Annotated in this window: 24 protein-coding genes and 1 pseudogene; 16 read left to right on the top strand and 9 right to left on the bottom strand. The window is 54.9% G+C overall.

Annotation, left to right across the window (positions count from 1 at the left end; genetic code table 11):
• Window positions 1-125 precede the first annotated feature (125 nt).
• Together L5220_RS11040 and L5220_RS11035 are read right to left on the bottom strand one after the other, a co-directional pair.
• Entirely contained in the window at window positions 126-575 is a 450-nt protein-coding gene (locus L5220_RS11040) for a type IV pilin-like G/H family protein (protein WP_448527178.1), read from the bottom strand.
• A 107-nt stretch (window positions 576-682) separates the two neighbouring features.
• Window positions 683-1,804 carry a hypothetical protein gene (locus L5220_RS11035; protein WP_499573582.1) on the bottom strand — a complete coding sequence of 374 codons (1,122 nt, stop codon included), beginning with the start codon at window positions 1,802-1,804 and terminating at the stop codon, window positions 683-685.
• 446 nt (window positions 1,805-2,250) lie between these two features.
• Between L5220_RS11035 and upp the strand changes: the two genes are divergently transcribed.
• The 3 genes from upp to L5220_RS11020 are packed head-to-tail and all read left to right on the top strand — an operon-like array spanning window position 2,251 to window position 4,012.
• Window positions 2,251-2,904 carry a uracil phosphoribosyltransferase gene (gene upp / locus L5220_RS11030; protein ID WP_448514425.1) on the top strand — a complete coding sequence of 218 codons (654 nt, stop codon included), beginning with the start codon at window positions 2,251-2,253 and terminating at the stop codon, window positions 2,902-2,904.
• Window positions 2,905-2,941: 37 nt separating this feature from the next.
• Window positions 2,942-3,850: a homoserine kinase gene (thrB, locus tag L5220_RS11025; protein WP_499573579.1), complete on the top strand. Its 909-nt coding sequence runs from the start codon at window positions 2,942-2,944 to the stop codon at window positions 3,848-3,850.
• A gap of 15 nt (window positions 3,851-3,865) precedes the next feature.
• Window positions 3,866-4,012 (top strand): hypothetical protein, encoded by a 147-nt coding sequence (locus tag L5220_RS11020; RefSeq protein ID WP_499573577.1) that lies wholly within the window; start codon window positions 3,866-3,868, stop codon window positions 4,010-4,012.
• On the opposite strand, the gene L5220_RS11015 is transcribed toward L5220_RS11020, so the two are convergent.
• Both L5220_RS11015 and aroF read right to left on the bottom strand, forming a co-directional pair.
• Complete coding sequence (locus tag L5220_RS11015; protein ID WP_448514422.1) at window positions 4,009-4,929, bottom strand: 5'-nucleotidase; 921 nt, start codon at window positions 4,927-4,929, stop codon at window positions 4,009-4,011. The genes L5220_RS11020 and L5220_RS11015 overlap by 4 nt on opposite strands.
• Before the next feature lie 7 nt (window positions 4,930-4,936).
• A complete protein-coding gene (gene aroF / locus L5220_RS11010; protein ID WP_448514421.1) occupies window positions 4,937-5,968 on the bottom strand; it encodes a 3-deoxy-7-phosphoheptulonate synthase in 1,032 nt (343 codons plus the stop codon).
• 69 nt (window positions 5,969-6,037) lie between these two features.
• Here aroF and L5220_RS11005 point away from each other — a divergent pair, with 69 nt between their 5' ends.
• From L5220_RS11005 to L5220_RS10995, 3 genes are all read left to right on the top strand, one after another.
• The gene (locus tag L5220_RS11005) at window positions 6,038-6,892 is read left to right on the top strand and encodes a peptidoglycan recognition protein family protein (protein WP_499573574.1); all 855 of its coding nucleotides are present in this window, start codon (window positions 6,038-6,040) and stop codon (window positions 6,890-6,892) included.
• An 86-nt stretch (window positions 6,893-6,978) separates the two neighbouring features.
• Window positions 6,979-7,356: a 30S ribosome-binding factor RbfA gene (gene rbfA, locus L5220_RS11000; RefSeq protein ID WP_499573572.1), complete on the top strand. Its 378-nt coding sequence runs from the start codon at window positions 6,979-6,981 to the stop codon at window positions 7,354-7,356.
• A 279-nt stretch (window positions 7,357-7,635) separates the two neighbouring features.
• Entirely contained in the window at window positions 7,636-10,359 is a 2,724-nt protein-coding gene (locus L5220_RS10995; protein WP_499573570.1) for a bifunctional acetate--CoA ligase family protein/GNAT family N-acetyltransferase, read from the top strand.
• On the opposite strand, the gene L5220_RS10990 is transcribed toward L5220_RS10995, so the two are convergent.
• The gene (locus tag L5220_RS10990) at window positions 10,356-10,571 is read right to left on the bottom strand and encodes a DUF2949 domain-containing protein (RefSeq protein WP_198406048.1); all 216 of its coding nucleotides are present in this window, start codon (window positions 10,569-10,571) and stop codon (window positions 10,356-10,358) included. The two genes, L5220_RS10995 and L5220_RS10990, sit on opposite strands and share 4 nt — an antisense overlap.
• A gap of 199 nt (window positions 10,572-10,770) precedes the next feature.
• Here L5220_RS10990 and L5220_RS10985 point away from each other — a divergent pair, with 199 nt between their 5' ends.
• The 7 genes and pseudogenes from L5220_RS10985 to L5220_RS10955 all read left to right on the top strand — a co-directional run bounded on the left by L5220_RS10985 (window position 10,771) and on the right by L5220_RS10955 (window position 16,997).
• Window positions 10,771-11,580, top strand: coding sequence for a TPM domain-containing protein (locus L5220_RS10985; protein ID WP_499573568.1), 810 nt, complete (start codon window positions 10,771-10,773; stop codon window positions 11,578-11,580).
• An 86-nt stretch (window positions 11,581-11,666) separates the two neighbouring features.
• A complete protein-coding gene (locus tag L5220_RS10980; RefSeq protein WP_499573566.1) occupies window positions 11,667-12,656 on the top strand; it encodes a succinate dehydrogenase/fumarate reductase iron-sulfur subunit in 990 nt (329 codons plus the stop codon).
• A 559-nt stretch (window positions 12,657-13,215) separates the two neighbouring features.
• Window positions 13,216-13,371: pseudogene (locus tag L5220_RS10975) on the top strand (zinc ribbon domain-containing protein); the annotation flags it as partial.
• Window positions 13,372-13,497: 126 nt separating this feature from the next.
• Entirely contained in the window at window positions 13,498-13,836 is a 339-nt protein-coding gene (locus tag L5220_RS10970) for a hypothetical protein (RefSeq protein ID WP_499573587.1), read from the top strand.
• Window positions 13,826-14,803 carry a stage II sporulation protein M gene (locus L5220_RS10965; RefSeq protein WP_448515244.1) on the top strand — a complete coding sequence of 326 codons (978 nt, stop codon included), beginning with the start codon at window positions 13,826-13,828 and terminating at the stop codon, window positions 14,801-14,803. Before L5220_RS10970 ends, L5220_RS10965 begins: the two co-directional genes overlap by 11 nt.
• Window positions 14,804-14,847: 44 nt before the next feature.
• Window positions 14,848-16,530 carry a dihydroxy-acid dehydratase gene (ilvD, locus tag L5220_RS10960; RefSeq protein WP_099799642.1) on the top strand — a complete coding sequence of 561 codons (1,683 nt, stop codon included), beginning with the start codon at window positions 14,848-14,850 and terminating at the stop codon, window positions 16,528-16,530.
• An 80-nt stretch (window positions 16,531-16,610) separates the two neighbouring features.
• Window positions 16,611-16,997 (top strand): hypothetical protein, encoded by a 387-nt coding sequence (locus L5220_RS10955; RefSeq protein WP_499573563.1) that lies wholly within the window; start codon window positions 16,611-16,613, stop codon window positions 16,995-16,997.
• A 146-nt stretch (window positions 16,998-17,143) separates the two neighbouring features.
• Here L5220_RS10955 and L5220_RS10950 read toward each other — a convergent pair whose 3' ends face one another.
• On the bottom strand, window positions 17,144-17,938 hold the full coding sequence (locus L5220_RS10950) for a hypothetical protein (protein WP_499573560.1): 795 nt from the start codon (window positions 17,936-17,938) through the stop codon (window positions 17,144-17,146).
• Between the two features lie 115 nt (window positions 17,939-18,053).
• Window positions 18,054-18,665 (bottom strand): hypothetical protein, encoded by a 612-nt coding sequence (locus L5220_RS10945; protein WP_499573555.1) that lies wholly within the window; start codon window positions 18,663-18,665, stop codon window positions 18,054-18,056.
• Window positions 18,666-18,917: 252 nt separating this feature from the next.
• On the opposite strand from L5220_RS10945, the gene trpS reads away from it, so the two are divergent.
• From trpS to L5220_RS10930, 3 genes are read left to right on the top strand one after another with little or no spacing between them, the layout of a single operon-like run.
• Window positions 18,918-19,925 carry a tryptophan--tRNA ligase gene (gene trpS, locus L5220_RS10940; RefSeq protein WP_448527702.1) on the top strand — a complete coding sequence of 336 codons (1,008 nt, stop codon included), beginning with the start codon at window positions 18,918-18,920 and terminating at the stop codon, window positions 19,923-19,925.
• On the top strand, window positions 19,922-21,184 hold the full coding sequence (locus L5220_RS10935) for a hypothetical protein (protein ID WP_499573553.1): 1,263 nt from the start codon (window positions 19,922-19,924) through the stop codon (window positions 21,182-21,184). The genes trpS and L5220_RS10935 overlap by 4 nt, the downstream gene beginning before the upstream one ends.
• Window positions 21,185-21,192: 8 nt before the next feature.
• Window positions 21,193-22,359, top strand: coding sequence for an aminotransferase class V-fold PLP-dependent enzyme (locus L5220_RS10930; protein ID WP_499497947.1), 1,167 nt, complete (start codon window positions 21,193-21,195; stop codon window positions 22,357-22,359).
• A gap of 32 nt (window positions 22,360-22,391) precedes the next feature.
• On the opposite strand, the gene L5220_RS10925 is transcribed toward L5220_RS10930, so the two are convergent.
• The gene (locus L5220_RS10925; protein WP_499573551.1) at window positions 22,392-23,000 is read right to left on the bottom strand and encodes a hypothetical protein; all 609 of its coding nucleotides are present in this window, start codon (window positions 22,998-23,000) and stop codon (window positions 22,392-22,394) included.
• 101 nt (window positions 23,001-23,101) lie between these two features.
• A partial coding sequence (locus tag L5220_RS10920; protein WP_499573549.1) for a zinc ribbon domain-containing protein occupies window positions 23,102-23,408 on the bottom strand: 307 nt, incomplete at its 5' end.

Raw genomic sequence — 23,408 nt, 5'->3', positions numbered from 1 at the left:
AACCGTTTCACAACATGGGCAACAAAAATACGACGGTAAATTGCAGTCGCGTTAGCTAACTCGGCACAAAAAAAAGCCAAGGGGTTCGCCTCGGCCGGTTGAAAAAGATTGTGTTTAGCAGTTAATTAGCAATTGGGAGCCGCACTAGTATTCCCTTCTACAACAGTAGAGGTGGTAATGCCACCGGAGACGGTGACACAGCCGGTTACCCCTGTGCCAGCGGGATCGGTGGCAGCTGTTTTAGCAACTGCACTCGTACCGCCAGTAGCGGTGATCCCTGGCGTGTTGTAGCCGTCGGGGGTAGAAACGCCTAATTTTAACTGGGTAACATTAGAAGCAAACGTTGTACTCTCAAGGCGGTAGGCTTGCTGGGCACGGTTAATGGCACCGATGGTATTTTTGGCGCTAGAGAGACGGGCTTTGGCGGCTTGGTTCAGCATGGAGGGCAGCGCAATGGCAGCCAGAATACCAATGATGATCACCACCACGAGTAGCTCGATGAGAGTGAAGCCTTCGTCGGCTTTTTTCTTGGCGAGCAGGTGCTGAAGGAATTTAGCTTTAAGCTCAGTTTTCATAACGATGAAACTCCTTTCATTCCAGTAGGGCACGGCAAATTGCCTCTAGAGATCAACATACCCACGCCAAGGGGGTAAATTAACAGGGCATCCAAAAAGTTCGGCTTTTACGGTTCAGGTTCCTCCGTGTCGTTGGTTTGAGACGCTGGTTCGGCGGCAGGTGGTGAGGCTGGGCGCGGAGCCACTAAAACGGATCCGGAGTTTTGAGGGGGCTTAGCAGCGCCAAACCGTTGCCAAAAGGGCTTAGGCGGGGGTGCAGGGGTTGTGGCGGCCGCTGGGGGTTCGGGAGAGGCAGGGGGGCTGAGTTCTGGTTCTGGAGCGACGGGTTCGGCTGGCGGGCTAGGTTCCGGTTCCACGTTGGGGGGGGGTGGTAATTGATCGGGAAGGCTGGGGCTGAGGCTACTTTGGAGGTTTTTGGCGGCCAGTTCCCCCCGCAGCAGCCGTGAAAGGGCGTCATTTCCCCCTGGGTGGTAGGTAACAAGGCGCGTGATGGTAGTATCGCTGATAGGCTGGCCATTGCTATCGAGTAGATCTAGGCGAACCCAGTTGTCTCCGGGTTTGAAACCTGTGAGATAGTAGGCTTGCCAACGATTGACTGTGAAGGATTGACCATTGATGGTGCAGCGAACCTGCCACGTGGGGCGATCGCTCTCAACAGGCACATTGCTGAGGTAAAAGTCTAGCAACATGGGTTCAGCGCCATAGACGCCTTGAGGTTGGTTGTAGGTCAGCAACGGAGTTGTGGGGCGATCGCCAGTAGCAGTATAGAGGTGAAAGGTACGCTCGGCATAGGCTAGGGGGCTTTTGATGCTTTCTCCCCATGGATAGACAATAAAGGCGCGCAGCAGGTGGGTGCCGGGTTGCAGGTCACTAAATTCAATGGGTTCCTTCAGGTCATACACCGAACGGCTGGGGCGATCGTCGAGCACCACTTCAACGTGGGGGCCTAGGCCAGTGCGTGGATCCTGAAAAATGTTTAGCCCCTCAACCTGAAGGGTAACGGCAATGGTTGTGGCCTCTAGGGTTTGGTTGGGCTGGGGGCTAAGAATCTGCAGGCGTGGTTCGTAGCGGTCAAACCAGCTCTTCAGATCCTCGATAGCCACTGGTGCTGCTACCTCGGCAAGCTCACTCCCTGACGTTGCCCATGCGATGTCCTCGATTCCCCAAAACAGAGCAAGGCAGAGGAAAAACACTACAGTGCACTGCACCAACCGTTGCCAACCGTTCATGCTGATCCCATCTGTTGCGGTACCACCGACCATTGTCTCAGACCGCTGTATCCTTGCCAATTAGTATGGAGGTGCTCTGGATGAGCGGCTGTCTCACTGGATAATCCTAGGTCGGATCGCTTCCAACTCGGTTCACCCCCACAAGCGTGGGGACAACTTTCCGCCCGCCTCAGCTAGTCATTATCTATCGGGCGGTTCACCCCTACAGGCATGGGGAAAACCTTCCATTATTCCCACTATGACTGGGTTTTGGCAAGGGGATCCCTCTCTATGTCTTCAGACTCTATTTGCGGTTAGCTTGTGGGGGTTCGGGGGTAGATAAGCCCTGCACTGTCCCCCTTGCGGTCGGGCACAGGAAGATGTCATCCTGTGCAAGGCGGTGGTTTCACCCGACAATAAATTAAAAGGCATCTAGAGCTTATTTTCCCCCTCCTTGGAGTGTTGTTGTGACCTTACAGTTGCGCATTTACGTTCCGCCCCATCCCTTGATCAAGCACTGGCTTACTGTTGCACGGGATGCAAACACTCCCAATTCCCTTTTTCGAGTTGCAATGACTGAATTAGGTCGGTGGCTCGCCTACGAAGCGGTGCGCGACTGGTTACCAACGATAGAAACGACTGTAGAGACTCCCCTTGCTGCCACCTCTGCTGTGGTGATTGACCCGCAGGTGCCAGTTGCAGTTGTGCCGATTTTACGGGCGGGGTTGGCGTTGTTGGAGGGCGCGCAGGGCGTTTTACCCACGGCAACCATTTACCATCTGGGGATTGTCCGCGATGAGCGTACCCTGATGCCCTCCTGCTATCTCAACCGCTTTCCTCAGCAATTTGCACCGCAGACACGGGTACTCATTAGTGAGCCCATGCTGGCCACCGGCGGCTCGATTATGACAGCGATGACGGAACTCACTGAGCGGGGGGTCAATCCAGCACTGGTGCGGATTATTTCAGTGGTGAGCGCCCCGCCAGCCCTGCAAAAACTCAGTGCTCACTTTCCGGCGGTACAGGTCTATGCAGCTACGATTGATGAGATGGTCAATGAGCAGGGGTTTATTGTGCCTGGGCTAGGGGATGCGGGCGATCGCGCCTTTGGCACCGCCTAAGCGCTCGCCACTATGGGTCAATGCACGAGGAATTTCAATGGTAACAGTAGTCACCGTACCCGCAACAACCGCCAATTTGGGACCGGGGTTTGACTGTTTGGGCGCTGCCTTAACCCTTACAAACACCTTTACCTTTTCCGCCAGCGATCGCCCCTGTGTTGTGATCCGGGGGGCTGAAGCAGTCGGGGTAGCCAGCAGTACAGATAACTTAGCCTATCGCGCCTATTGCCGCCTTTACGAGCACCTTGGACGCGAAGCCCCGCCTGTCTATTTAGAAATTGAGTTAGGGGTGCCCCTCGCTCGCGGGTTAGGCAGTTCAGCCACCGCCATTATTGGCGGCTTGGTGGGAGCCAATCGGCTGGCAGGGTTCCCCCTCAGCCATACTGAGGTTTTAGAGTTGGCGATCGCCCTTGAAGGCCATCCCGATAATGTAGTTCCGGCGTTGCTGGGCGGCTGTCGCTTGGCAGTCCGGGAAGAACACTCCGGCACGTGGCGTTGGTTAGACGTACCGTGGGATAGCGATGTAGTGCCTATTGTTGCCATTCCTGATTTCGAATTAGCCACCGAGACCGCCCGTCACGTCTTGCCTGCGACCTGTAGCTATACAGATGCCATTTTTAACATCAGTCATCTGGGAGCGCTGCTGCGGGGGCTAGAAACGGGTCACCGCGACTGGTTACAGGTTGCCCTGCAAGATCATCTGCACCAGCCCTACCGTCAGTGCCTCATCAAAGGGTATGCCGACCTCCATGCCGCAGCGTTGGCCGCTGGAGCCTATGGTTTGGTGATCAGTGGAGCTGGCCCCAGCCTGTTGGCGCTTGGGGATCCGGTTAACGCCATGGGAATTGCCAGTACCCTTAGGGACACGTGGGCGACTCTAGGGGTGCAAGCACGGGTTGAGGTATTGGCAGTGCAGCAGGAAGGAACCACCGTACAGGATCGCTAGTCAAACCACAGGTAAATGTCGCATTTATCCACCTGTAAACCTGCTGTGCGCAATGGCACGCTGAAAATGGGCAGCACCATCGCTGCCAGCGGTGAGCTAGATCGAGGCGATCGCGAAATGGATGCTAAAGTGCGCATGGAAAATCGGCAAATCTGCCCCTAATTGCGTACCCCAAAGGGCACATGCACAGAGGGAATATCCCCTGCTGCTGATTCAATATGGGTGAGCTGATCATCAAAGAAAATATGGGGTTTTAACTGCCGGAGAACTCGAACTTTCTCAATACCGCCCAAGAAAAAGGTTTCATCCGGCGTGACCCCCCAGCTATTCAGCGTCGTAACCACCCGCTCACTGGCGAGAATATTACGCGCCGTTACAATGGCAATTCGTAGTAAGCGGCAATAGTCGGGGTTCTGTTGCTCACGAGTCATCTCCAATTTTTGAAACGCCGCCAATTTCTTAAACAGATCACTGAGGGGGCCGGGGTTGTGCGGTACAGTTGCATGTTGAATTTCGTGGGCATGGAACTGCTCGAGATCGCCATCGCGAAACACGGTTTCTGCTTCGTCATCGGCAATCACCCCATCAAAGTCAAAGGCAATGCGTAGCTCCGCTTCTTCCTCTGTGTCCGTTACACCGGAAGGGATGACAATTCCGGCAGGGTAGCCCGCGGCGATCGCCTGGCGCACATCCTCAGCATTCGCCGAAAGAAACAGTGAGACATTAAAGGCAGGGATGTAGGGATGAGGGGACTTGCCCCCCAAAAACGCCGCACGGGTAATATTCAGGCCGTAGTGCTGGATCGAATGGAACACCCGCTGCCCAGTATCAGGGTCATTTTTCGAGAGCAGGATCACCTCCACTGGCTCTTGGTCAGGGTAGGCGCGATTCAGGTTAAGAAACCGGCGAATAAAGGGGAATGCTACGCCTCGAGGCAAAACATCGTACTTTTTTTGCCGCTGAAAATGGCGATAGGCTTCTTCCCCGTGATGGCGAAACACCGCATCGGACTCAGTGAGATCAAATAACGCGCTGGAGGCAACAGCGATGACCAATTTGTTTTCAATCGCGTAGCCCATGACCCGCCTAAGAACGCAGGGAAACAAGGGGTCGCTGCAATGCCTGCATCAAGGCATCAAACTGATCCGGTGTGAGGGATTGGGCACCATCCGAGAGGGCTTTGGCGGGGTTAGGGTGTACTTCAATCATGAGGGCATCGGTACCTGCGGCTACGGCTGCCTTCGCCATGGCCGGGACAAACTCTGCCCAACCAGTGCCATGGCTCGGATCAATCATGATCGGCAGGTGGGTCAATTTCCGCAAAACGGGAATCACCGATAAATCTAGGGTATTGCGTGTATATTCCCGGTCAAAGGTGCGAATGCCTCGCTCACACAGGATCACGTTGGGGTTGCCCGCCGCCAGAATGTACTCTGCGGCCATTAACCATTCATCAATGGTGGCAGACATCCCCCGCTTGAGGAGCACGGGTTTGGGTTGCGCCCCCACCCGCTTCAGCAAAGAAAAGTTTTGCATATTGCGGGCACCAATTTGCAGGACATCGGCCACTTCGGCAATTTTATCGAGGTCTGCGGCATCCATGACTTCGGTAATAATGCCTAAGCCCGTCACCGCTTTGGCAGCGGCCAGTAAATCTAGGGCGCTCTCCCCATGGCCTTGGAAGGCGTAGGGGGAGGTACGCGGTTTATAGGCCCCTCCCCGCAGAAATTTAGCCCCTGCTGCCTTAACCCGCTGCGCCGTTTCAATGATCATGGCTTCGTTTTCCACAGAGCACGGACCCGCCACCACCACCAATGCATGGCCTTCGCCAAAAGACACAGCACCGTTTGGCGTGGGCACCACCACTTCACTGGGTTCACCGTGGCGATACTCACGGCTAGCCCGCTTGAAGGGCTGCTCTACCCGCAGCACATGCTCAATCCACGGACTGATTTCTTGAATTTGCAGGGGATCCAGTTCGGCAGTCTCCCCAACGAGGCCAATGACAACTTTGTGTTTGCCGACAATTTTTTCGGGGGTCAGTCCCCAAAGGCGCATTTCGGCACCCACCCGCTCAATTTCCTCAGAGGGGGTGCCACTTTTTAGAACGATAATCATCTGCTTGCTGATCCCCAGTAATTGGCTTAGGGTTTGATTGTATTGTGCCAAATTGATTTCGTTCTGCCTATGCTGCGTCCCTCGGATGGGTTGCGTTTTACAATTTCCCTTGCAATTGCGGCAGTCGTTATCCTGTCGCTTTGGGGGGTCATGATGGGGTCAATGCCTAAGACGGATCCGCCCCTCAATTTGACCGGGGCGATCGCCATCGATGACCCACGCGTGGAAGCAGATCTCAGCCCCGCCAGTGCCCCCCTACTCCCAAGCGATTCCCCCACTCGCTTTGTTCCTTTGCAGCCCAGTGATGGCGCTGTTTACCAGCGGTTATTTGCCCAAGTGCGGCAACAGCATCAACAGTGTGCGAGTGCGCCGCCTTGGTACAGTGTCCCTGCCCATAGCACCAACTTTGGCGATCGCTTCCGTACCGATAGCCGTGGCAACCTGCTGCAACAGGAGCCAATTATTGTGCTGCACGAGACCGTGGCCTCAGCCCGGTCAGCCCTCAACTTTTTTCAGACTCCCCACCCCCGCGATGAGGATCAGGCCAGTTACCACGAGCTCATTACCCTCAATGGCTGGATATTGCACCTTGTCCCGTGGTCAAAGCGCGCCTATGGTGCTGGGAACTCCACGTTTGGCAGCGAAACCGTCCAGACGAACCCCCGCCTTGCTCCTTCAGTCAATAACTTTGCCCTGCATATTTCCCTAGAAACCCCGCCCCAAGGTCGCCACAATGGCCAGCACCACCAAGGCTACACCCCTGCCCAGTACCAAGCCCTAGGGTGGCTAATTGCGCAGACTGGCATTCCCCCAGCACGAGTGACCACCCACGCCGCCGTAGATCGATCGGGAGAGCGCATCGATCCGCGCAGTTTTTCCTTTGCCACCCTAAATCGTTACTGGCAAACCGATCGCCCCTGCTAACGCCGTACTGTCTCGGGGTAGCTAGCCACAAGCGATTAAGATAGAACAAGAAATAGCATCTGCAATAGACAGAAAGGAGGCCAGCCATGGCAACAGAGCGGCGGGTCGCACGGGTTGCGGAATTAATTAAGCGAGAAGTCAGTCAGTTGCTGATGTACGAAATCCGCGACGAGCGGGTGGGCGCTGGCATGGTGAGTGTCACCGATGTTGAAGTATCTGGCGACTTACAACACGCTAAAGTGTTTGTCAGCATTTATAGTACCGATGAAGTACGCCGCTCCACGATGGCAGGGCTGAAGGCCGCCTCTGGCTTTGTACGCCACGAACTGGGACAGCGCATTCGCCTACGGCGGACACCAGAGGTGGTGTTTATTGAAGATCGCTCCATTGAGCGGGGTCACCGGGTACTGTCGCTGCTGAACCAACTGGAGCAACAATCAAAATCAGCAGGTACCAGCGAATAGACCTTAAGGGGTTGCTGAATAGACGTATGATGTTCGGGTTTGAGTCTTTTGCCGCCCTCACCCTAGCCCTCTCCCAAAGCAGAGGGAACAGGAATTTTAGCTCCCTTCTTCTTGGGGAGACGGGTTGGGGATGAAGGCAATTCATAGCCACATTCAGCAACACCGACCTTAAAACAACCGACCTTAAAACAGTTGTAAGAATTCCTCGTCTGCCTTGCAGCCCTCGCTAGAGTAGAGGGAAGGGGGTACAGCGCGACTACTATTCGTGAGGCGACAATTATGGCGATGTCTCATGCCTACGATATTTTGCGAGCTGGTCATCAGCCCCTGCGCCCTCTGTTTGCCCCCCGCAGTGTGGCTGTGGTGGGAGCCACCGAAAAAGACGGTAGTGTCGGGCGGACTCTGCTTTGGAATTTAATTCAGTCTCCCTTTGGCGGCACTGTCTTTCCGGTGAATCCACGGCGCTCCTCGGTGTTGGGGATTAAAGCCTACCCAACGGTTGGGGCGATCGCTGAGCCAGTGGATTTAGCGGTGATTGCTACCCCTGCTGCCACGGTGCCTGCGGTGATGCAAGAGTGTGCAGCGGCAGGGGTCAAAAGTGCCATTATTATCTCCGCTGGGTTTCGGGAAATTGGAGCTGCTGGCTTAGGGTTGGAAGAAGAAATTCTAGCGATCGCCCAGAAGGCACGGATGCGCGTCATTGGCCCCAACTGTTTGGGAGTCATGTGTCCGCCGACGGGGTTAAACGCCACCTTTGCGGCAACCATGGCGCACAGTGGCCATGTGGGTTTTATTAGCCAAAGTGGTGCGCTGTGCACCTCAATTTTGGATTGGAGTCTCCAAGAAAATGTTGGCTTTAGTGCCTTTATCTCGATTGGCACGATGCTGGATGTGGGCTGGGGCGATCTGATTTATTACCTAGGCGATGACCCCCAAACCCGCTGCATTGTCATCTATATGGAGTCGCTGGGGGATGCCCGCTCTTTTTTATCCGCTGCCCGGGAAGTGGCCTACGTCAAGCCCATCATTGTGATTAAAGCCGGGCGTACAGCAGCAGCGGCGCAAGCTGCCGCCTCCCATACCGGGGCGCTGATGGGGTCAGATGCCGTGTTTGATGCGGCTCTACAGCGGTGTGGGGTGCTGCGGGTGGACACGATTGCCGATCTCTTTGATATGGCGGAGGKACTAGATAAACAAGCCCGGCCTAAGGGGTCGCGCCTGACGATTCTGACCAACGCGGGGGGGCCTGGGGTGTTGGCTACCGATGCCCTGATCCGTGCGGGGGGTCAGTTAGCGCAGCTATCCACCGAGACCGTGGCGGTATTAGATCAGCTCTTGCCTGCGGCGTGGAGTCATGGCAACCCTGTGGATATTTTGGGGGACGCCACCCCCGATCGCTACCTCAAAGCCCTACAACACTGTGAGACGGATCCCAACAGTGACGGGTTATTGGTGGTGCTGACCCCCCAAGCCATGACCGATCCACTGGCGATCGCCCAGGATCTGGCGCACTATGTCCAAACCCGCACCAGCAGTACCAAACCTATTCTGGCCAGTTGGATGGGCGGCCAAGGGGTTAAAGACGGCGAGAGGCTGCTCAACCAAGCGGGCATTCCTACCTATGCCTACGCCGATACCGCCGCCCGTATTTTTAGCTATATGTGGCGCTACAGCGACCACTTGCAGGCTCTCTACGAAACCCCTGTGCTGCCACGCACCCTTGGCACCAATCATCCAGACCGAGAGCATGTAACCCAGTTATTGACCCAACTACGCCAAGAGGGACGCACCCTCCTGAACGAGTGGGAGGCAAAGTCAGTACTAGCAGCCTACGGGATTCCCGTGGTTGAGACCCACATTGCCACCACTGAAGCCGAGGCCGTTACTGCTGCTGATCGTATGGGCTATCCGGTGGTGCTCAAACTCTACTCCCCCACCATTACCCATAAGACTGATGTGGGCGGGGTTGCGTTGAACTTACCAGATGCAGGGGCAGTGGCCACGGCCTACCGCACCATTCAAACTAACGTTGCTCAAGCTGTCGGCGCCGAGCATTTTGCAGGGGTCACCGTTCAGCCAATGATTCCGTGGAAAGGCTTTGAGTTGATTTTAGGCTGCTCCACCGATGTCCAGTTTGGGCCGGTGATCCTCTTTGGTACCGGTGGCCAACTGGTGGAGGTACTGGAGGACACGGCGATCGCCCTGCCACCCCTAAATACCACCTTGGCACGGCGGCTACTCCAACAAACCAAAATTGCCCGTGCCTTTGCGGGAGTACGGGGTTGGCCCCCCGTTAACTTAGCCATTCTTGAAGATCTACTGGTGCGCTTCAGCCTCTTAGTCGTAGAGCAACCTTGGATTCAGGAAATTGACATTAACCCGCTGCTCGTTGCCCCGCCAGAGCGGGTCGTGGCTCTAGATGCGCGGATTGTTCTCCATCGAAGCGAAGCCGTCATCCCCAAGCCAGCGATCCGTCCCTATCCCAGTCAATATGTCTCGCCGTGGCAGCTACGGGATGGTACACCGGTGCTCATTCGTCCGATTCGCCCGGAGGATGAACCCCTCATGCGGCAGTACCATGCCACCCTTTCAGAGCAGAGTGTTTATTTGCGTTACTTTCATCTGATGAAGCTCTCGCAGCGGGTAGCCCACGATCGCCTCGTCCGCATCTGTTTTGTCGATTACGATCGAGAAATAGCCTTAGTGGCAGAGCGTCAGACCCCAACAGGCTCAGAAATCATCGCTGCTGGCCGCCTCAGTAAAGATCACTTTGGCAATACGGCCGAATTTTCGATGCTTGTAAGCGATCCGTGGCAGCGGCAGGGTCTAGGGACAGAATTAATGCACCGCCTCATTCAAATTGCCCGGGATGAAGGCTTAAGCGCACTCCATGCCTACGTCCTCAAAGATAATGAGGGGATGATCCGTATTTGCCGCCATTGGCACTTTGAGTTTACCCCTGGGGATGATCCTACCGTGTGGTTTGTGCGGTTGTGCCTCTAGTGCTCGAATTGGCGATCGCCACGGCTTGCATCTAGCCACTCAAATAAACTGTCCAGTTGCTCTAGGCTAATGAGACCATACTGCCAAAGGATGATGGGCAATGATCCTTGCTGCTGCTGCCACTGCCGCAGTGCCATGGCAATACTTTCTGGCGGCAAGGCCAGATCGCGTTCAAGGTAGTGGAGCAACTGGGGAGAATAGCGCATGGTCATTTAGAGGATAGCGGTGGCCAACTGTCAAGAGGAAACAGCGCAACATAAGACCTGAAGTATAGCAGCCTGATTCTAATTGAGGGATGTCTGTAACAAAAACAGCATATTTCTGAGAATTGTCTGCCGCCGGATTGCAATGTTTCGCAGCATACCCTTAAGATAATTAAAAAACCCGCTCTTTTTGTAAATTTTTATTACAATGTTTCAGCAGACGTTTCAGTGGCTGCGGCAATTTGCCTTGGTATTCGTCCTTTCTAGCCTGTGTTGGCTGGGGGCGATCGCCCCGGCTCACAGCTTTAACAACCCTGAGTTGCTACCCGCCCAAGCCACCAACATCGTGGACCTAGCGGGCATTTTAACCCCGGTGCAAAAAGAGCGCCTCGATGCAGAGCTAGCAGAGTTTGAAGCCCAAACCGGCTGGAAGTTGCGAGTGCTCACCCAGTACGATCGCACCCCCGGGCTAGCAGTACGGGACTTTTGGCAGCTTGATGACCGCAGTATTTTATTAGTGGCAGACTCCCGTGGCGGCAATATCCTTAACTTTAATGTGGGGGATACCGCCTACCGTGTTCTCCAGCGTACCTTTTGGGTCGAGTTGCAAACCCGCTTTGGCAATCAATACTTTGTGCGGGACAACGGCGAAGATCAGGCAATTCTCCAATCCCTTGCCGCCATTGAAACCTGCCTTGCTCAGGGCGGCTGCCGTGCTGTACCGGGGTTGCCAAAAGAGCAGTGGATTCTCACCTTAGCCACCTCCGTCTTTGGTGGTCTCATTCTGGGATTTGTGGCGCGTCCTCGCCGTAGCGATCAACTCATTGCCTGGAAATGGGTGCTGCTCTTTTCACCCCTGTGGGGAATGCTCTTTTTTGCCTTTGGCTTAGGCCCTGTCCTAGTGCGTACCCATGAATGGCTGCCCCTATTGCGTAATGTGGCTGGGTTTGCCTTAGGCTCGATTGTGGCCTTTTTAATTCCCTTCCCCACCGCCAGCCCACCAGTGCTTGAAGAGTGATCTAGCCTTCCTAGCGGGGGCAATCGTTTTGCGCCTAGGATAGAGATGCCCTGAGCAGTTCCGATGGCCATCTTGCTACGCCTACTATGAGCACGACTACTTTTGCTATCCGTCGCCAAGCGCCCCAAGGAGACCCCTACTGGCAGACCTTTGCGCTTGAAATTGATCCCGGTCAAACGGTTCTGGATGCCCTCAACCAAATCAAGTGGTATCACGACGGCACCCTCAGCTTTCGTAAGAATTGCCGTAACACCATTTGTGGCAGTTGTGCCATGACGATTAATGGCCGCTCTGCCCTTGCCTGCCAGCAGAGTGTCCGCGCCGAGTTAGCCAATAGCCTCACCCCCAACCAGATTGCGATCGCCCCGTTGGGGAACTTACCGGTACTGCGGGATCTAGTGGTGGATATGACCGACTTCTGGCAAAAATTAGCCGCCGTGGATCCCTACGTCAGCACCGCCGCCCGCCAGATTCCAGAGCGGGAATTTCTGCAATCCCCCCAAGACCGCGATAAGCTCAATGCCGCGGGCAACTGTATTCTCTGTGGTGCTTGCTATGGTGCCTGTAATGCCGTGGAGGTCAATGCAGCGTTTGTTGGCCCCCATGCCCTAGCCAAAGCCGCTCGCCTTGTGGCCGACACCCGCGACAGCGCCACCCCAGAGCGCTTAAGCCAATATAACAATGCCGAGAGTGGCGTATGGGGATGTACCCGCTGTTTTAACTGCAATACGGTGTGTCCAGTGGGGGTGGCTCCCCTAGATCGCATTAGTGAAGTCAAGCAGGAGATTTTGGCAACAGCACCCGTGGCCAGCCGCAATCAAGACCGTCCCCTACGCCACCGCCAAGTCTTGGTCGAACTGGTCAAGGAAGGGGGCTGGGTGGATGAGCGCAAATTTGGCCTGCGAGTTGTGGGCAATCGGTTTCGGGATGTAGCAGGCGTAACCAGTATTATCCCTTTAGGTTGGCGGCTCGTGCGACGGGGTAAGTTTCCGCTGCGATTCGAGAAATCTGCTGGCCAAGCCCAGATAGCGGCAGTGATAACGGCGGTGCAGCGATCCAGCCAACTCGCTAGATAATCCCTACGGTGACCCTCTGCAACCCCGTGAATAGATAGCAACCGGATGCTTGGGAGCCACGGGTGCGAGTCCCGCTATGTTGGGGTTACTAACAACTAGCTGAATAGACAGCTTTGGCGGGTAATGAATACTCCTCCACCTGCTACGCGAGGTGGTGATGTCTTAATTAGAAGGATTTATCCCTCCCGACAGGCGGTATTCTCGCCGTGTTCCGGGAACTTTTGCCCAGAGACACCTCCAAGCCGTTTCCGCTATGGGGCTTTGAGTGACGCTTTGACCCAGAGTCCGACCTATATGAAGCGACTCTCTAGGATTTATAGGGTGCTTCTCCATCACTTGAGAGGTCGTGTCTCTGGGGTGTTCGGAGCTCTCAGTTCCGCCCTTTACCGTACCGCTCAAGATGGATAGCATCACAACATAGAAACCGCCGCTCCTTGACCTCCACCTGTTCCGAGGTGGGGGAATGCGTCGCTAATTTTGTTCAATCAGTACATGACCATGATCAGACTCCCCGCTACATTGCCATAGGTAGCAGACCAAGTGTGAGGCTAAGTCCAACATGATTGCAGACCGGGACGTGAGAGTCATCAGTCGATGGGATCCCACCTCTCAGATCTGCTCCTGTTGCAGTTATCGGTGGGGGAAGTTAAAATTTTCTATTCGGTCTGTGCTGCGCCTCAACTGTGGGGCTGAACACGATAGAGACGAGAATGCCAGCAACAATATTTTGGTGGCAGGACGATGCCGACCGAATGAGCGCGTGAGTCAGTGTCAGACCTCCTTGGAGGCAGTTGGCGATGATCCGCTTATCCAGTCCGCTTATCCATCAGGAGGGTGCTTAATGCAACCAGACTGGGAATCCCCGTCTTTTAGGACGATGGAGGATGTCAAAACTTCCTCGGCTCCCTCTGAGCAGTTAACGGAACTCGCCCTCAGGATTCGCACTGCGGCACAACAGGCAGCGGGGGATGTGGTTGAGTTGCTGGCGCTGCTGCGGCTGCTTGAAGAGCTGCACCGCGATATTTGTGACAATCAGTTTCAGGCGGTACTGCCCACGAACCGCCAAGCTCTGTACAAGCTCCTCAGGGAAATCGAACGCAACGGCGGCTGGCCCTATATTCCCCGCAAGAAACTGGAAGCCTTTTTAGCGGCGATGGATGAGACACCCGATGAATGTTGAGCGCTGGTTGATGCGGCAGGAGGCACAGTGGCTTGAGCTAGAGCAATTGCTCAACCGGGCTGAGACTAAGGGGATTGGCGCTCTGTCTGCTGCGGACATTTGTCGCCTGAGTCAGCTGTACCGCTTGGTTAGCGCGGATCTGGCACGGGCAAAAACCCGACGGCTCGGCAGTCATCTTGTCAACTACTTGCAAGGTCTGACGCTGCGCAGCTACAGCCAAGTGTATCAGGGAAGGCAGCCGGAAGACTGGCGTAAGGTGCTCTGGTTTTTTCAGCGGGGGTTTCCCGACGTGGTGCAGCAAACGTGGCCGCAAACAGCCGTGGCCGTTGGTGTATTTATGGTGGCGTTGGCGATGGGTTGGTGGTACACATGGGCCGATCGCCAATTTATGGAACTGGTGGTGCCCCCGAACATTATTTCCTTGGTGGAGGATCAAGGCAAGTTGTGGATGGGGTCTATTGTGGGCATTGAGCCGTTGGCCTCTAGTTCCATCATGACCAATAACATCAGTGTGGCCGTTGCAACTCTTGCGGGGGGGATTTTCGGCGGGTTGGGCACCCTCTACATTCTTTGGACAAATGGGATTCACATTGGGGCGATCGCCGCCTTTGTGGCACAAAATGATCTCTCGTATCCCTTTTGGGCGTTTGTCAGCCCCCATGGTGCCCTTGAGTTGCCAGCGATCTTTCTGGCGGGGGCGGCGGGGCTGCTGCTGGGGCAAGGACTGCTTTTTCCAGGGCGGTATCGTCGCTTTAGCGCCCTGAAACGCAATGGTACCTTGGCCGCTCAACTGATGTTTGGGGTGGTGCCTCTCTTGGTTATTGCTGGGATTATTGAAGGCTTCTGGTCACCCAGTCCGCTCATTCCCAATAGTTTGAAGTACCTTTCAGGCTTAGGACTGTTTTTGGCATTACTCTTTTATTTGGCTTGGCCACTGGAGCGATCGCCCACCCGTGGGAGAGAATAAAACAATATCCAACTGAATTTTTGCAAGCCGATCGCAGGAACACCATGGCAGACAATTGGCGCAGTCGTATTATTACTGAAGGCATTCAGCGCACCCCCAACCGAGCAATGCTGCGAGCCGTTGGGTTTGGCGACGAGGATTTTAGTAAGCCCATTGTTGGCGTTGCCAGCGCCCATAGCACGATTACCCCCTGCAATATGGGCATTGCTCCCCTCGCTAGTCGTGCCGAAGCAGGGATTCGCGCCGCAGGGGGGATGCCCCAATTATTTGGCACCATCACCGTCAGCGACGGGATTTCGATGGGCACCGAAGGCATGAAGTATTCCCTCGTCTCGCGGGATGTCATTGCCGACTCCATTGAAACCGCCTGTAACGCCCAGAGTATGGATGGGGTGTTGGCGATCGGCGGTTGCGACAAAAATATGCCGGGCGCGATGATCGCCATGGCACGGATGAATATTCCAGCCATTTTTGTCTATGGTGGCACCATTAAGCCGGGTCAATGGCAGGGGAATGATCTCACCGTGGTGAGCGCCTTTGAAGCGGTGGGGCAGTACAGTGCTGGCAAAATGAGTGATGCCACCCTCCACGCTATTGAACACCATGCCTGTCCGGGGGCTGGCTCCTGCGGCGGCATGTTTACCGCTAATACGATGTCCTCTGCCTTTGAAGCCATGGGGATGAGCTTGATGTATTCCTCCACCATGAGCGCTGAGGACGCAGAAAAGGCTGACAGCACGGAACTGGCTGGTAAAGTTCTTGTGGAGGCCATTCGTCAAAACCTACGCCCCCGCGATATTATTACCCGCCAGTCTATTGAAAATGCCCTCAGTGTGATTATGGCGGTGGGTGGCTCAACCAATGCAGTTCTACACTTTTTGGCGATCGCCCACAGTGCCGAAGTGCCCTTAACGATCGATGACTTCGAGACCATTCGCCAGCGGGTGCCCGTCCTGTGCGACCTCAAACCCTCCGGCAAATACGTCACCGCCGATCTGCATCGAGCGGGGGGAATTCCCCAAGTCATGAAAATGCTGCTCAACCATGGGCTGCTGCACGGCGACTGCATCACCATTACCGGCGAGACCATTGCCGAGCGACTGCGGCATGTACCCGACACGCCTGACCCTCACCAAGATGTGATCCGTCCCTTCGAGACACCGCTCTACTCCACCGGCCACCTGACTATCCTCAAAGGCAACTTGGCCACCGAAGGGGCTGTTGCTAAAATCTCTGGGGTCAAGAACCCCAAAATCACTGGCCCTGCGCGCGTCTTTGACTCTGAAGAAGCCTGTTTAGATGCAATTTTAGCCAACACGATCAATCCCGGCGATATTATCGTTATTCGCTACGAAGGTCCAGTGGGCGGACCAGGAATGCGGGAAATGCTTGCCCCTACCTCCGCCATCATTGGCGCTGGCTTAGGCGATAGCGTTGGCCTCATTACCGATGGCCGCTTCTCAGGGGGAACCTACGGCATGGTGGTGGGGCATGTTGCGCCAGAGGCAGCCGTCGGCGGTACAATTGCCCTTGTGGAAGAGGGAGACTCAATTACCATTGATGCCCATCAGCGACTACTTCAGCTCAATGTCAGTGAGGCGGAACTCGCTAAGCGGCGCTCAGCGTGGCACCCCCCCGCACCGCGTTATACCCGTGGGGTGTTGGCAAAGTATGCCAAGTTGGTCTCCTCCAGTAGCTTGGGGGCGGTGACCGATCGCTTCACCTAGAAACGGGTGGCCAGCGGCAAACTGCATAAAACAACGGCAACCACCGTAGGACGCTACCAAGCCGCATCCCTTTTGTTGCTATGCCTTATACCCTTGTGCAACGCTTTGTCAGCCTTGGTCTGCTCATGGCCGGTGTCGGTCTTGCTCCCGGTGCCTTTGCCCAACGCTTGCCCCGCCTACGCCAAGGGATGAACTATCCAGAGGCGCGTGAGCAGTTGATTGCCCGCGGGTGGCAGCCTGTTGTCAACCCAGTTATGCTAGAGGTCACGAATACCACTCCCATTGTGGCTTATCTCATTAGCCAAGGGTTTAGTGAGTTGATTGGCTGTCAGCCCTTTGGTGTGGATGTCTGTGCCTTTCAGTTCCGTAACCGCCGCGGCCATATCCTAGAAATTGCCACCGTGCATTTGGGGGTGACACCGGGCGGTACCATTACCAGTTGGGTTGTGCGGCGCAATACGCCTTGAGCTAGGTTCTACAAACGCATTTGCTAGGGGCAGGTGATTTGGCTAATGCGATGAAGGTATTGCGTTGACAGCGCCTTTACGAGTTCGTTTGTGGACTACGTAAGAATCCCCCGGCGTTAGTCGGTGGGAGTGTCAACAGACATTGCCTAGACATCTGGAATGAGCGCCAAATTAGCAGTATCTACCGTGTAGAACCCTGCCGGCACCGCAGCGGTAGGGCGGGCACAAATAACACTGTCGGACGGTCCAGCAATGACAACTAAATTAGCACTAGTTGAGCACGGGACTTGCACAAGTTCATAGCTGCTCAGGAGTTGGCCGCCGGGGCTATTATTCACTACCACCACCTGTGGGTTGTTATTAGCATTAGCAATATTGCCTGCCACTGCGCCAGCGACAGCGGCAGAGGACAGCCCAATGGCAAGGTTGCCCCAAAAGCCACCCCCCCAGTAACGAGGTGTTGGATACCATGGCCGATTCCCATTCCACCACCAGTGGTTCCAGCCCGGTCGCCAACGTGGGTTCACAATAATGTTGTTATTGTTCCAGCGATTATTTCGCCAGCTGCGATTATTAATATTAACGTTATTCCAATTGCGGTTACGCCGGTCAACATTGACATTATTCCAGTTGCGATTACGGCGATCAATGTTAAGGTTTGTCCGATCAATGTTGCGAATACTATTCGGGCGATTATTGCGGTTGCGAATGACGTTCCGGTTAATGTTGGCGTTGCCCTCAAGATTCCAAAGGTTGTTGCGGTTTACACGATTACTAAGGTTGCGCTCACGGTTAAGCGCCCCGCCAAGGTTGCCCCGCCCGCCGCCGCGATTGGCAAGGGCAGGCAGCGGATTAACCAGTGCTGCCAACAGCAGCGTAATGAGCACTCCTCGCCCAACAGCAAGGGGATAGTTGAGGAGTGAGAGTGAGTTGCGCATCATCCAGTCATCCTTTAAGATACAGAGCTAGGGGGTCTATCGGCTTAGGCACCAGCCGCTACCCCGCGTAATCGGACGTTGGGACAGGGTTATTCTTGCGCCAAACACCAAACATGACTTACTGCGGCACAAGGGATAGGGTTTCTGGATCAACGATATAGACACCGCTGGGTACCGTAGCAGTGGGTTGGGCACAAATGACACTCCCCTCGGGGCCGCGGATCACCACTAAGTTGGCGGTGTTCGTGCTATGACAGGGTACCTGCACCAAACTGTAGCTAGAGAGCAACTGTCCTCCTAGACTGGTTACGACCACTGTAGGTTCCGACTCTTCTGCTGCTGCGCTCCCAGCAACTGCTCCGGCAACGATACTCCCCCAAAAGCCCCCGCCCCAATATACCCGATTGGGATACCAAGGGCGACTCCCATTCCACCACCAGTTGCCTAAGCCTGGATTCCAGCGAGGATTAACAATTGCGTTATTGTAGCGGTAGCGTGGCGCTGCCGGGGTGACATCCACACCACCACGGGGGGTTAGATCAACGGGCCCACGGGGCGAGTTTCTGGGTGCTGCCGGGGTGACATCAACAGGGCCACGAGGTGGGTTGCCGGCCGGTCGCCCACGTCCGCGAGGAGCCGCCATTACTGACAGGGCACTGCTTCCCAAAAAGGCTATGCCGGTTATGAACAGGATCACGGGGAGCGATCGCCAGCGCGGTGGCTGAATCATGGTGGTTCGACCTCAACGTAAACGGATAGGAGAGTTGCTATGATAATTAGGATTTCTCGTTTCCACTCTAGCCAACCCTCTTAACCCTCATCCGTCCACTGTTACTCACTGTTACGTTTCGACAGAGGATACAGAACTTCTTTACATTTCGTCTCGTTTTAGCCTCGCTGCTTGCTTAGAATCCCTAGGGCAATCGCCGGAGGGGTGACAGTCCCCAGTAGCATAGAAAAGGAGCCATCACGGGAGAGTCGGGTGACCAAAAAACGGGTGTTATCGGGGGTTCAACCCACGGGAAGTTTACATCTTGGCAATTACTTAGGGGCTATTCGCAATTGGGTGGCCGGTCAGGCAAACTACGAAAATTACTTCTGTGTTGTTGATTTGCACGCCATTACGGTGCCCCACGATCCAACGGTACTGGCTGCCAATACCTATACCGTTGCTGCTCTCTACCTTGCCTGTGGCATTGATCCGAACCATGCCACCATTTTTGTGCAGTCCCACGTCAGTGCCCATGCTGAGCTAACTTGGCTGCTGAACTGCATCACGCCCCTCAACTGGTTGGAGGACATGATCCAGTTCAAGGAAAAGGCCGTCAAGCAGGGGGAGAATGTCGCTGCTGGGCTGCTGGACTATCCGGTACTGATGGCGGCAGATATTTTGCTCTACGATGCTGATCTGGTTCCCGTGGGCGACGATCAAAAGCAGCATCTGGAGCTGACCCGCGATATTGCCGCCCGGGTCAATTATCTGTTTGCCCGCAACCAACCACCCATCCTAAAGCTACCGGAGCCCTTCATTGCTAAGGCAGGGGCACGGGTGATGAGCCTCACCGATGGCACCAAGAAAATGTCGAAGTCAGACCCGTCGGATATGAGTCGCATTAACCTATTGGATTCTGCCGACGAGATTCGCAAAAAAATTAAGCGCTGTAAAACTGACCCCATCCGAGGGTTGGTTTTTGACGATCCAGAGCGTCCCGAAGCAAATAATTTGCTGGGGTTGTACCAAGTGTTAACAGGACAAACCAAGGAAGCGGTGGCGGCTGAGTGCGCTGAGATGGGCTGGGGACAGTTTAAGCCCTTGCTAACGGATGCGGTGATTGCAACGCTTGAGCCGATTCAGCAACGCTACCACGAGATCATGACCGATCTCACCTATTTGAGAGGGTTACTGAAGGCTGGTCGAGATCAAGCCGCGACCGTTGCCAATGCCACTCTTGAGCGAGTGAAGTTAGCGTTTGGCTATGCCCTGTTATGACGATTGGTGGGCAGTTGCGGCGGGGCTGGCGCACGTTCTGGCGGCGATCGCGCCTTGTCAATAACGAACCCCTGAATCGGGTAAGTTTAATCGTCATTATTTTGGTGGATATTTTTATTCTCATTAATGTCTTTAGTGGCCTAGCGGAAATTGGCAACTGGCTGCTGAGTCCGAGCCAAGCACAGCCGTGCTATGCCCCATGGCAGGCCTATCGCCAGCAAACGGGGGGCGATCGCCACTGGCAGTTTATCGAGCAGCAAATTCGCGATACCCTTCCCCAACCCTCTGAGACGAGACCCCCTACTTTTCTAGAAGCTCTAGAGCAGAGTGCTGTCGGGAAATTGGGGCAAATCTCTGAGAGTTGTGTCACCTATGCCCGCTATCAGGATGCAGTGAACACGACAGTGAATCAGGAGCGGCTCCGCCTACTGAGGCAAAAGCAGCAGGAGATTGATAGCCTCGAAGCCACTAACCAGCAGATTCGCCAAGAGTATGACTCAACGCTGCTTGAACAATTAGCAGGCCAACCCACAGAGCAATCCATCAACCTAGTAGAAGCCGCTAAAGCCAAGGCGACCCTAGAGGCCAACAACCGCAAAATCGCCACCCTAAATCAAGAGAAGGCAGCTCTTCAGCAAACGATTCTGAATGAGCCATCGAGCCAAACATTCCTACAGTTTTTAGCTAACGATGCCACCTTTGCCACCCTTGAGGCTGAGTACCAGCACTCGCAGTTTTGGTACCCTAGCCTGCGGTTTTTGCTACAAGCGCTCTTTTTAGTCCCCTTGATTGGGGTGGCGTGGGGGGTCAACCGCTACGCCGATCGCCACCAGTACGGCTTGGTGGCGCTGATGAGTTGGCACCTACTGGTCATTTTCTTGATCCCGCTGATCCTGAAAATTTTTGAACTGTTGCAGGTGGGGGTGCTGTTCCGCTGGCTGTCGGAGCTGGTGTTGACCCTGTTTGGTGGTCTCCTTTTTCTGGTGCGCTACCTCTATATTTTGATCATTCCTGTGGTTGGCTTTGGCCTGATTAAGGTGGCACAGGCGCTATTCCTCAACCCCCACCGCCAAGCGGCTGGGCGGGCGCAAAAGCAGCGGTGTCTGCGCTGTGGCAAGCGATTACAGCACGGCGATCGCCACTGTCCCCATTGTGGTTACTTGCAGTGGCTGCCCTGCCCGTCCTGTCAACAGCCCACCTATCGCCACCTTCCCTATTGCCGCCATTGTGGCGCTTCAACCACGCTGCCGCCCTCGTGAGACACGCTATGGATCTTGAAACTCTCAATGCTTATCACCACAGTTATCCGGCTCTGCTGAATAAAACCTATCTCAATTACGGTGGCCAAGGCCCACTGCACCAACAGACATGGCAGGCGCTGATCCAAAGCGATCGCCACATCCAAGAGCAAGGTCCGTTTGCGAATCGAGTCTTCCCATGGCTCGCGCAGCAATTACAAGACCTACGCCAAGCCCTCGCCGATTTACTCAACACCACTCCCGACACAATAGCTCTGACGGATTCAGTGACCAGTGGTTGCAATATCGTTCTCTGGGGTATTAACTGGCAAGCAGGGGATCATCTGTTGATCTCGAACTGTGAGCATCCCGGAGTAGTGGCCATTGCTGAGCAGTTGCAGCGGCGCTTAGGAGTGGTGGTGGATCGGGTTAATTTCTGGCCATGGTGTGAGGACGACGTGGCAGCCATTGCAGCGCGGCTTCATCCCCGGACTCGCTTGGTGGTGATCAGTCATCTGCTGTGGAACACCGGTAAGCTATTACCCCTGCAAGACATTGTGCAGTTATGCCATCAGCAGGGGATTCAAGTGCTAGCGGATGCCGCCCAGAGTGTGGGAATGGTGCCCCTGAACCTACCTGCCTTGGGGGTGGATTACTATGCGTTTACGGGGCATAAGTGGTGCTGTGGGCCTGCGGGTCTGGGTGGACTGTATATCCGCCGCGATCGCATCGAAACCCTTGAACCGACCTTTGTGGGCTGGCGGGGCATTCATCAGACCCGGGATGCGCAACCCGCTGGCTGGAAAGAGGATGCCAGCCGCTTTGAAGTGGCTACCACAGCATTTTCCTTGGTCAGTGCCCTCACCACAGCTGTTGGGGTACACGATCAATGGGGCAGCGTTGGCGATCGCTACCGTCGCATTTGTTATCTTAGCCAGTACCTATGGCAACAGTTGCAGGGCATTGCGGGCTTAACCTGCCTCAGTCCCGTGCCTCCTCCCTCCGGCCTCGTGTCCTTTCAGCTTGCCAATGGTCAACACCGCCAACTGGTGCAGGATCTCGAAGCCCAAGATATTCTTGTGCGGGAGTTGCTATATCCTCCTTCGGTGCGCGCCTGTGTGCATTACTTTACCTTGCCCCAAGAGTGCGATCGCCTTGTCCTAGCGCTCAAAGACTGGTTAAAGAGTCACCCCTAGATTATCTCTGCATCCGCGGCTGTGGAATATTGCTAAATACTCGCTGACCTACGCCGCAGGAATTTCCCTAGAAAACGCCGCGCATCATCGATCGTGGTGGCTGGAATAAAATGCGAGGCATTGTGCCGTGTCTGAAAACACCCCAAGGCAGCCTCTAAGTTTCCTTCAGCACCAATCCAGCGCCAAAATCGCGGAAAGGCGGTTTCAATCTCCGCTAGGTCAATGGTCATGGTGTGGGTTTTATCGCGCAAAAAGAACTCAATATTGCTGTTGACCGTGTCGCAGTAGTCTAAGCACACGGCAAGGGGATCTGCATTGGCAGGGAGGTTCAGCAAAATACCTTCCCGGTAGGCTTTCATGATCCAAATACCATAGCGTTCGCGATAACTGCGAGCTACACTGGCTGCATCCCGGCGCAAATGCACGTAGAAGGCGCGATCGCCGTAGGCACGATCTAAGCGGCCTAAAAACCATGAGAGGCGATTATCCACTTCGATGTGTTGATCCGGATAAGCGAGGCGATCGCCTCCCAGCAGAAAGGTGCGCGACTCGTGGGCACTAGTGAAGTTCGTCATATAGCTACAGGCCTTGGCAAAGGTCACCGAGCCGCAACGACCGGTACACAGCACAAAAACATTCATCAGAACCTCCGAGACACCCATTTTGACAGGGGGGTTAACCCCTGCCTACTGCTTCTTTCACTGAACCACACCGTGGGGCTAACGTTGACATACTCTCCGCTCTAAAGAGCAGGGATTCTTGTTCTTGGTTCTACGAGCGCACTTACCATGTTAGGTTGCCCTTTCATAGCAGCGGTACATCTCTCCCCAAGCGTTCCCTCTTGCGAGGCGGTTCCCTTATGCCCTAAGGTACCGTTTTGCCATTCCATCCCCAAGATGCTTAGCCCCTTTTTCAAGATATTCAGAGCCGCGTTCTGGTCTCTGTCTAACTCAAACCCGCACTTAGGACAACTATGGGTTCTAGTGGATAGGGTTTTTGCTACCCTATGCCCACAGTTACTACAGTCCTGTGTGGTGTATTGTGGCGGT

Source organism: Synechococcus sp. PCC 6716, assembly GCF_022570815.1.
Lineage (GTDB): Bacteria > Cyanobacteriota > Cyanobacteriia > Thermosynechococcales > Thermosynechococcaceae > Thermosynechococcus > Thermosynechococcus lividus.
The sequence above is the reverse complement of the archived record's forward strand: the minus strand, read 5'-3'. Positions and strand labels throughout refer to the sequence as shown.

Coding starts and splice junctions, on each gene's coding strand:
- L5220_RS10965 (WP_448515244.1), top strand. CDS start 13,826: ATGAATGTTGAGCGCTGGTTGATGCGGCAGGAGGCACAGTGGCTTGAG.
- L5220_RS11040 (WP_448527178.1), bottom strand. CDS start 575: ATGAAAACTGAGCTTAAAGCTAAATTCCTTCAGCACCTGCTCGCCAAG.
- L5220_RS11020 (WP_499573577.1), top strand. CDS start 3,866: ATGTCGCATTTATCCACCTGTAAACCTGCTGTGCGCAATGGCACGCTG.
- rbfA (WP_499573572.1), top strand. CDS start 6,979: ATGGCAACAGAGCGGCGGGTCGCACGGGTTGCGGAATTAATTAAGCGA.
- L5220_RS10980 (WP_499573566.1), top strand. CDS start 11,667: ATGAGCACGACTACTTTTGCTATCCGTCGCCAAGCGCCCCAAGGAGAC.
- ilvD (WP_099799642.1), top strand. CDS start 14,848: ATGGCAGACAATTGGCGCAGTCGTATTATTACTGAAGGCATTCAGCGC.
- L5220_RS10935 (WP_499573553.1), top strand. CDS start 19,922: ATGACGATTGGTGGGCAGTTGCGGCGGGGCTGGCGCACGTTCTGGCGG.
- L5220_RS10930 (WP_499497947.1), top strand. CDS start 21,193: ATGGATCTTGAAACTCTCAATGCTTATCACCACAGTTATCCGGCTCTG.
- L5220_RS10950 (WP_499573560.1), bottom strand. CDS start 17,938: ATGATGCGCAACTCACTCTCACTCCTCAACTATCCCCTTGCTGTTGGG.
- L5220_RS10925 (WP_499573551.1), bottom strand. CDS start 23,000: ATGAATGTTTTTGTGCTGTGTACCGGTCGTTGCGGCTCGGTGACCTTT.
- thrB (WP_499573579.1), top strand. CDS start 2,942: ATGGTAACAGTAGTCACCGTACCCGCAACAACCGCCAATTTGGGACCG.
- L5220_RS11035 (WP_499573582.1), bottom strand. CDS start 1,804: ATGAACGGTTGGCAACGGTTGGTGCAGTGCACTGTAGTGTTTTTCCTC.
- L5220_RS11015 (WP_448514422.1), bottom strand. CDS start 4,929: ATGGGCTACGCGATTGAAAACAAATTGGTCATCGCTGTTGCCTCCAGC.
- L5220_RS10990 (WP_198406048.1), bottom strand. CDS start 10,571: ATGACCATGCGCTATTCTCCCCAGTTGCTCCACTACCTTGAACGCGAT.
- aroF (WP_448514421.1), bottom strand. CDS start 5,968: ATGATTATCGTTCTAAAAAGTGGCACCCCCTCTGAGGAAATTGAGCGG.
- L5220_RS10970 (WP_499573587.1), top strand. CDS start 13,498: ATGCAACCAGACTGGGAATCCCCGTCTTTTAGGACGATGGAGGATGTC.
- L5220_RS10985 (WP_499573568.1), top strand. CDS start 10,771: ATGTTTCAGCAGACGTTTCAGTGGCTGCGGCAATTTGCCTTGGTATTC.
- L5220_RS10955 (WP_499573563.1), top strand. CDS start 16,611: ATGCCTTATACCCTTGTGCAACGCTTTGTCAGCCTTGGTCTGCTCATG.
- L5220_RS11005 (WP_499573574.1), top strand. CDS start 6,038: ATGCTGCGTCCCTCGGATGGGTTGCGTTTTACAATTTCCCTTGCAATT.
- L5220_RS10945 (WP_499573555.1), bottom strand. CDS start 18,665: ATGATTCAGCCACCGCGCTGGCGATCGCTCCCCGTGATCCTGTTCATA.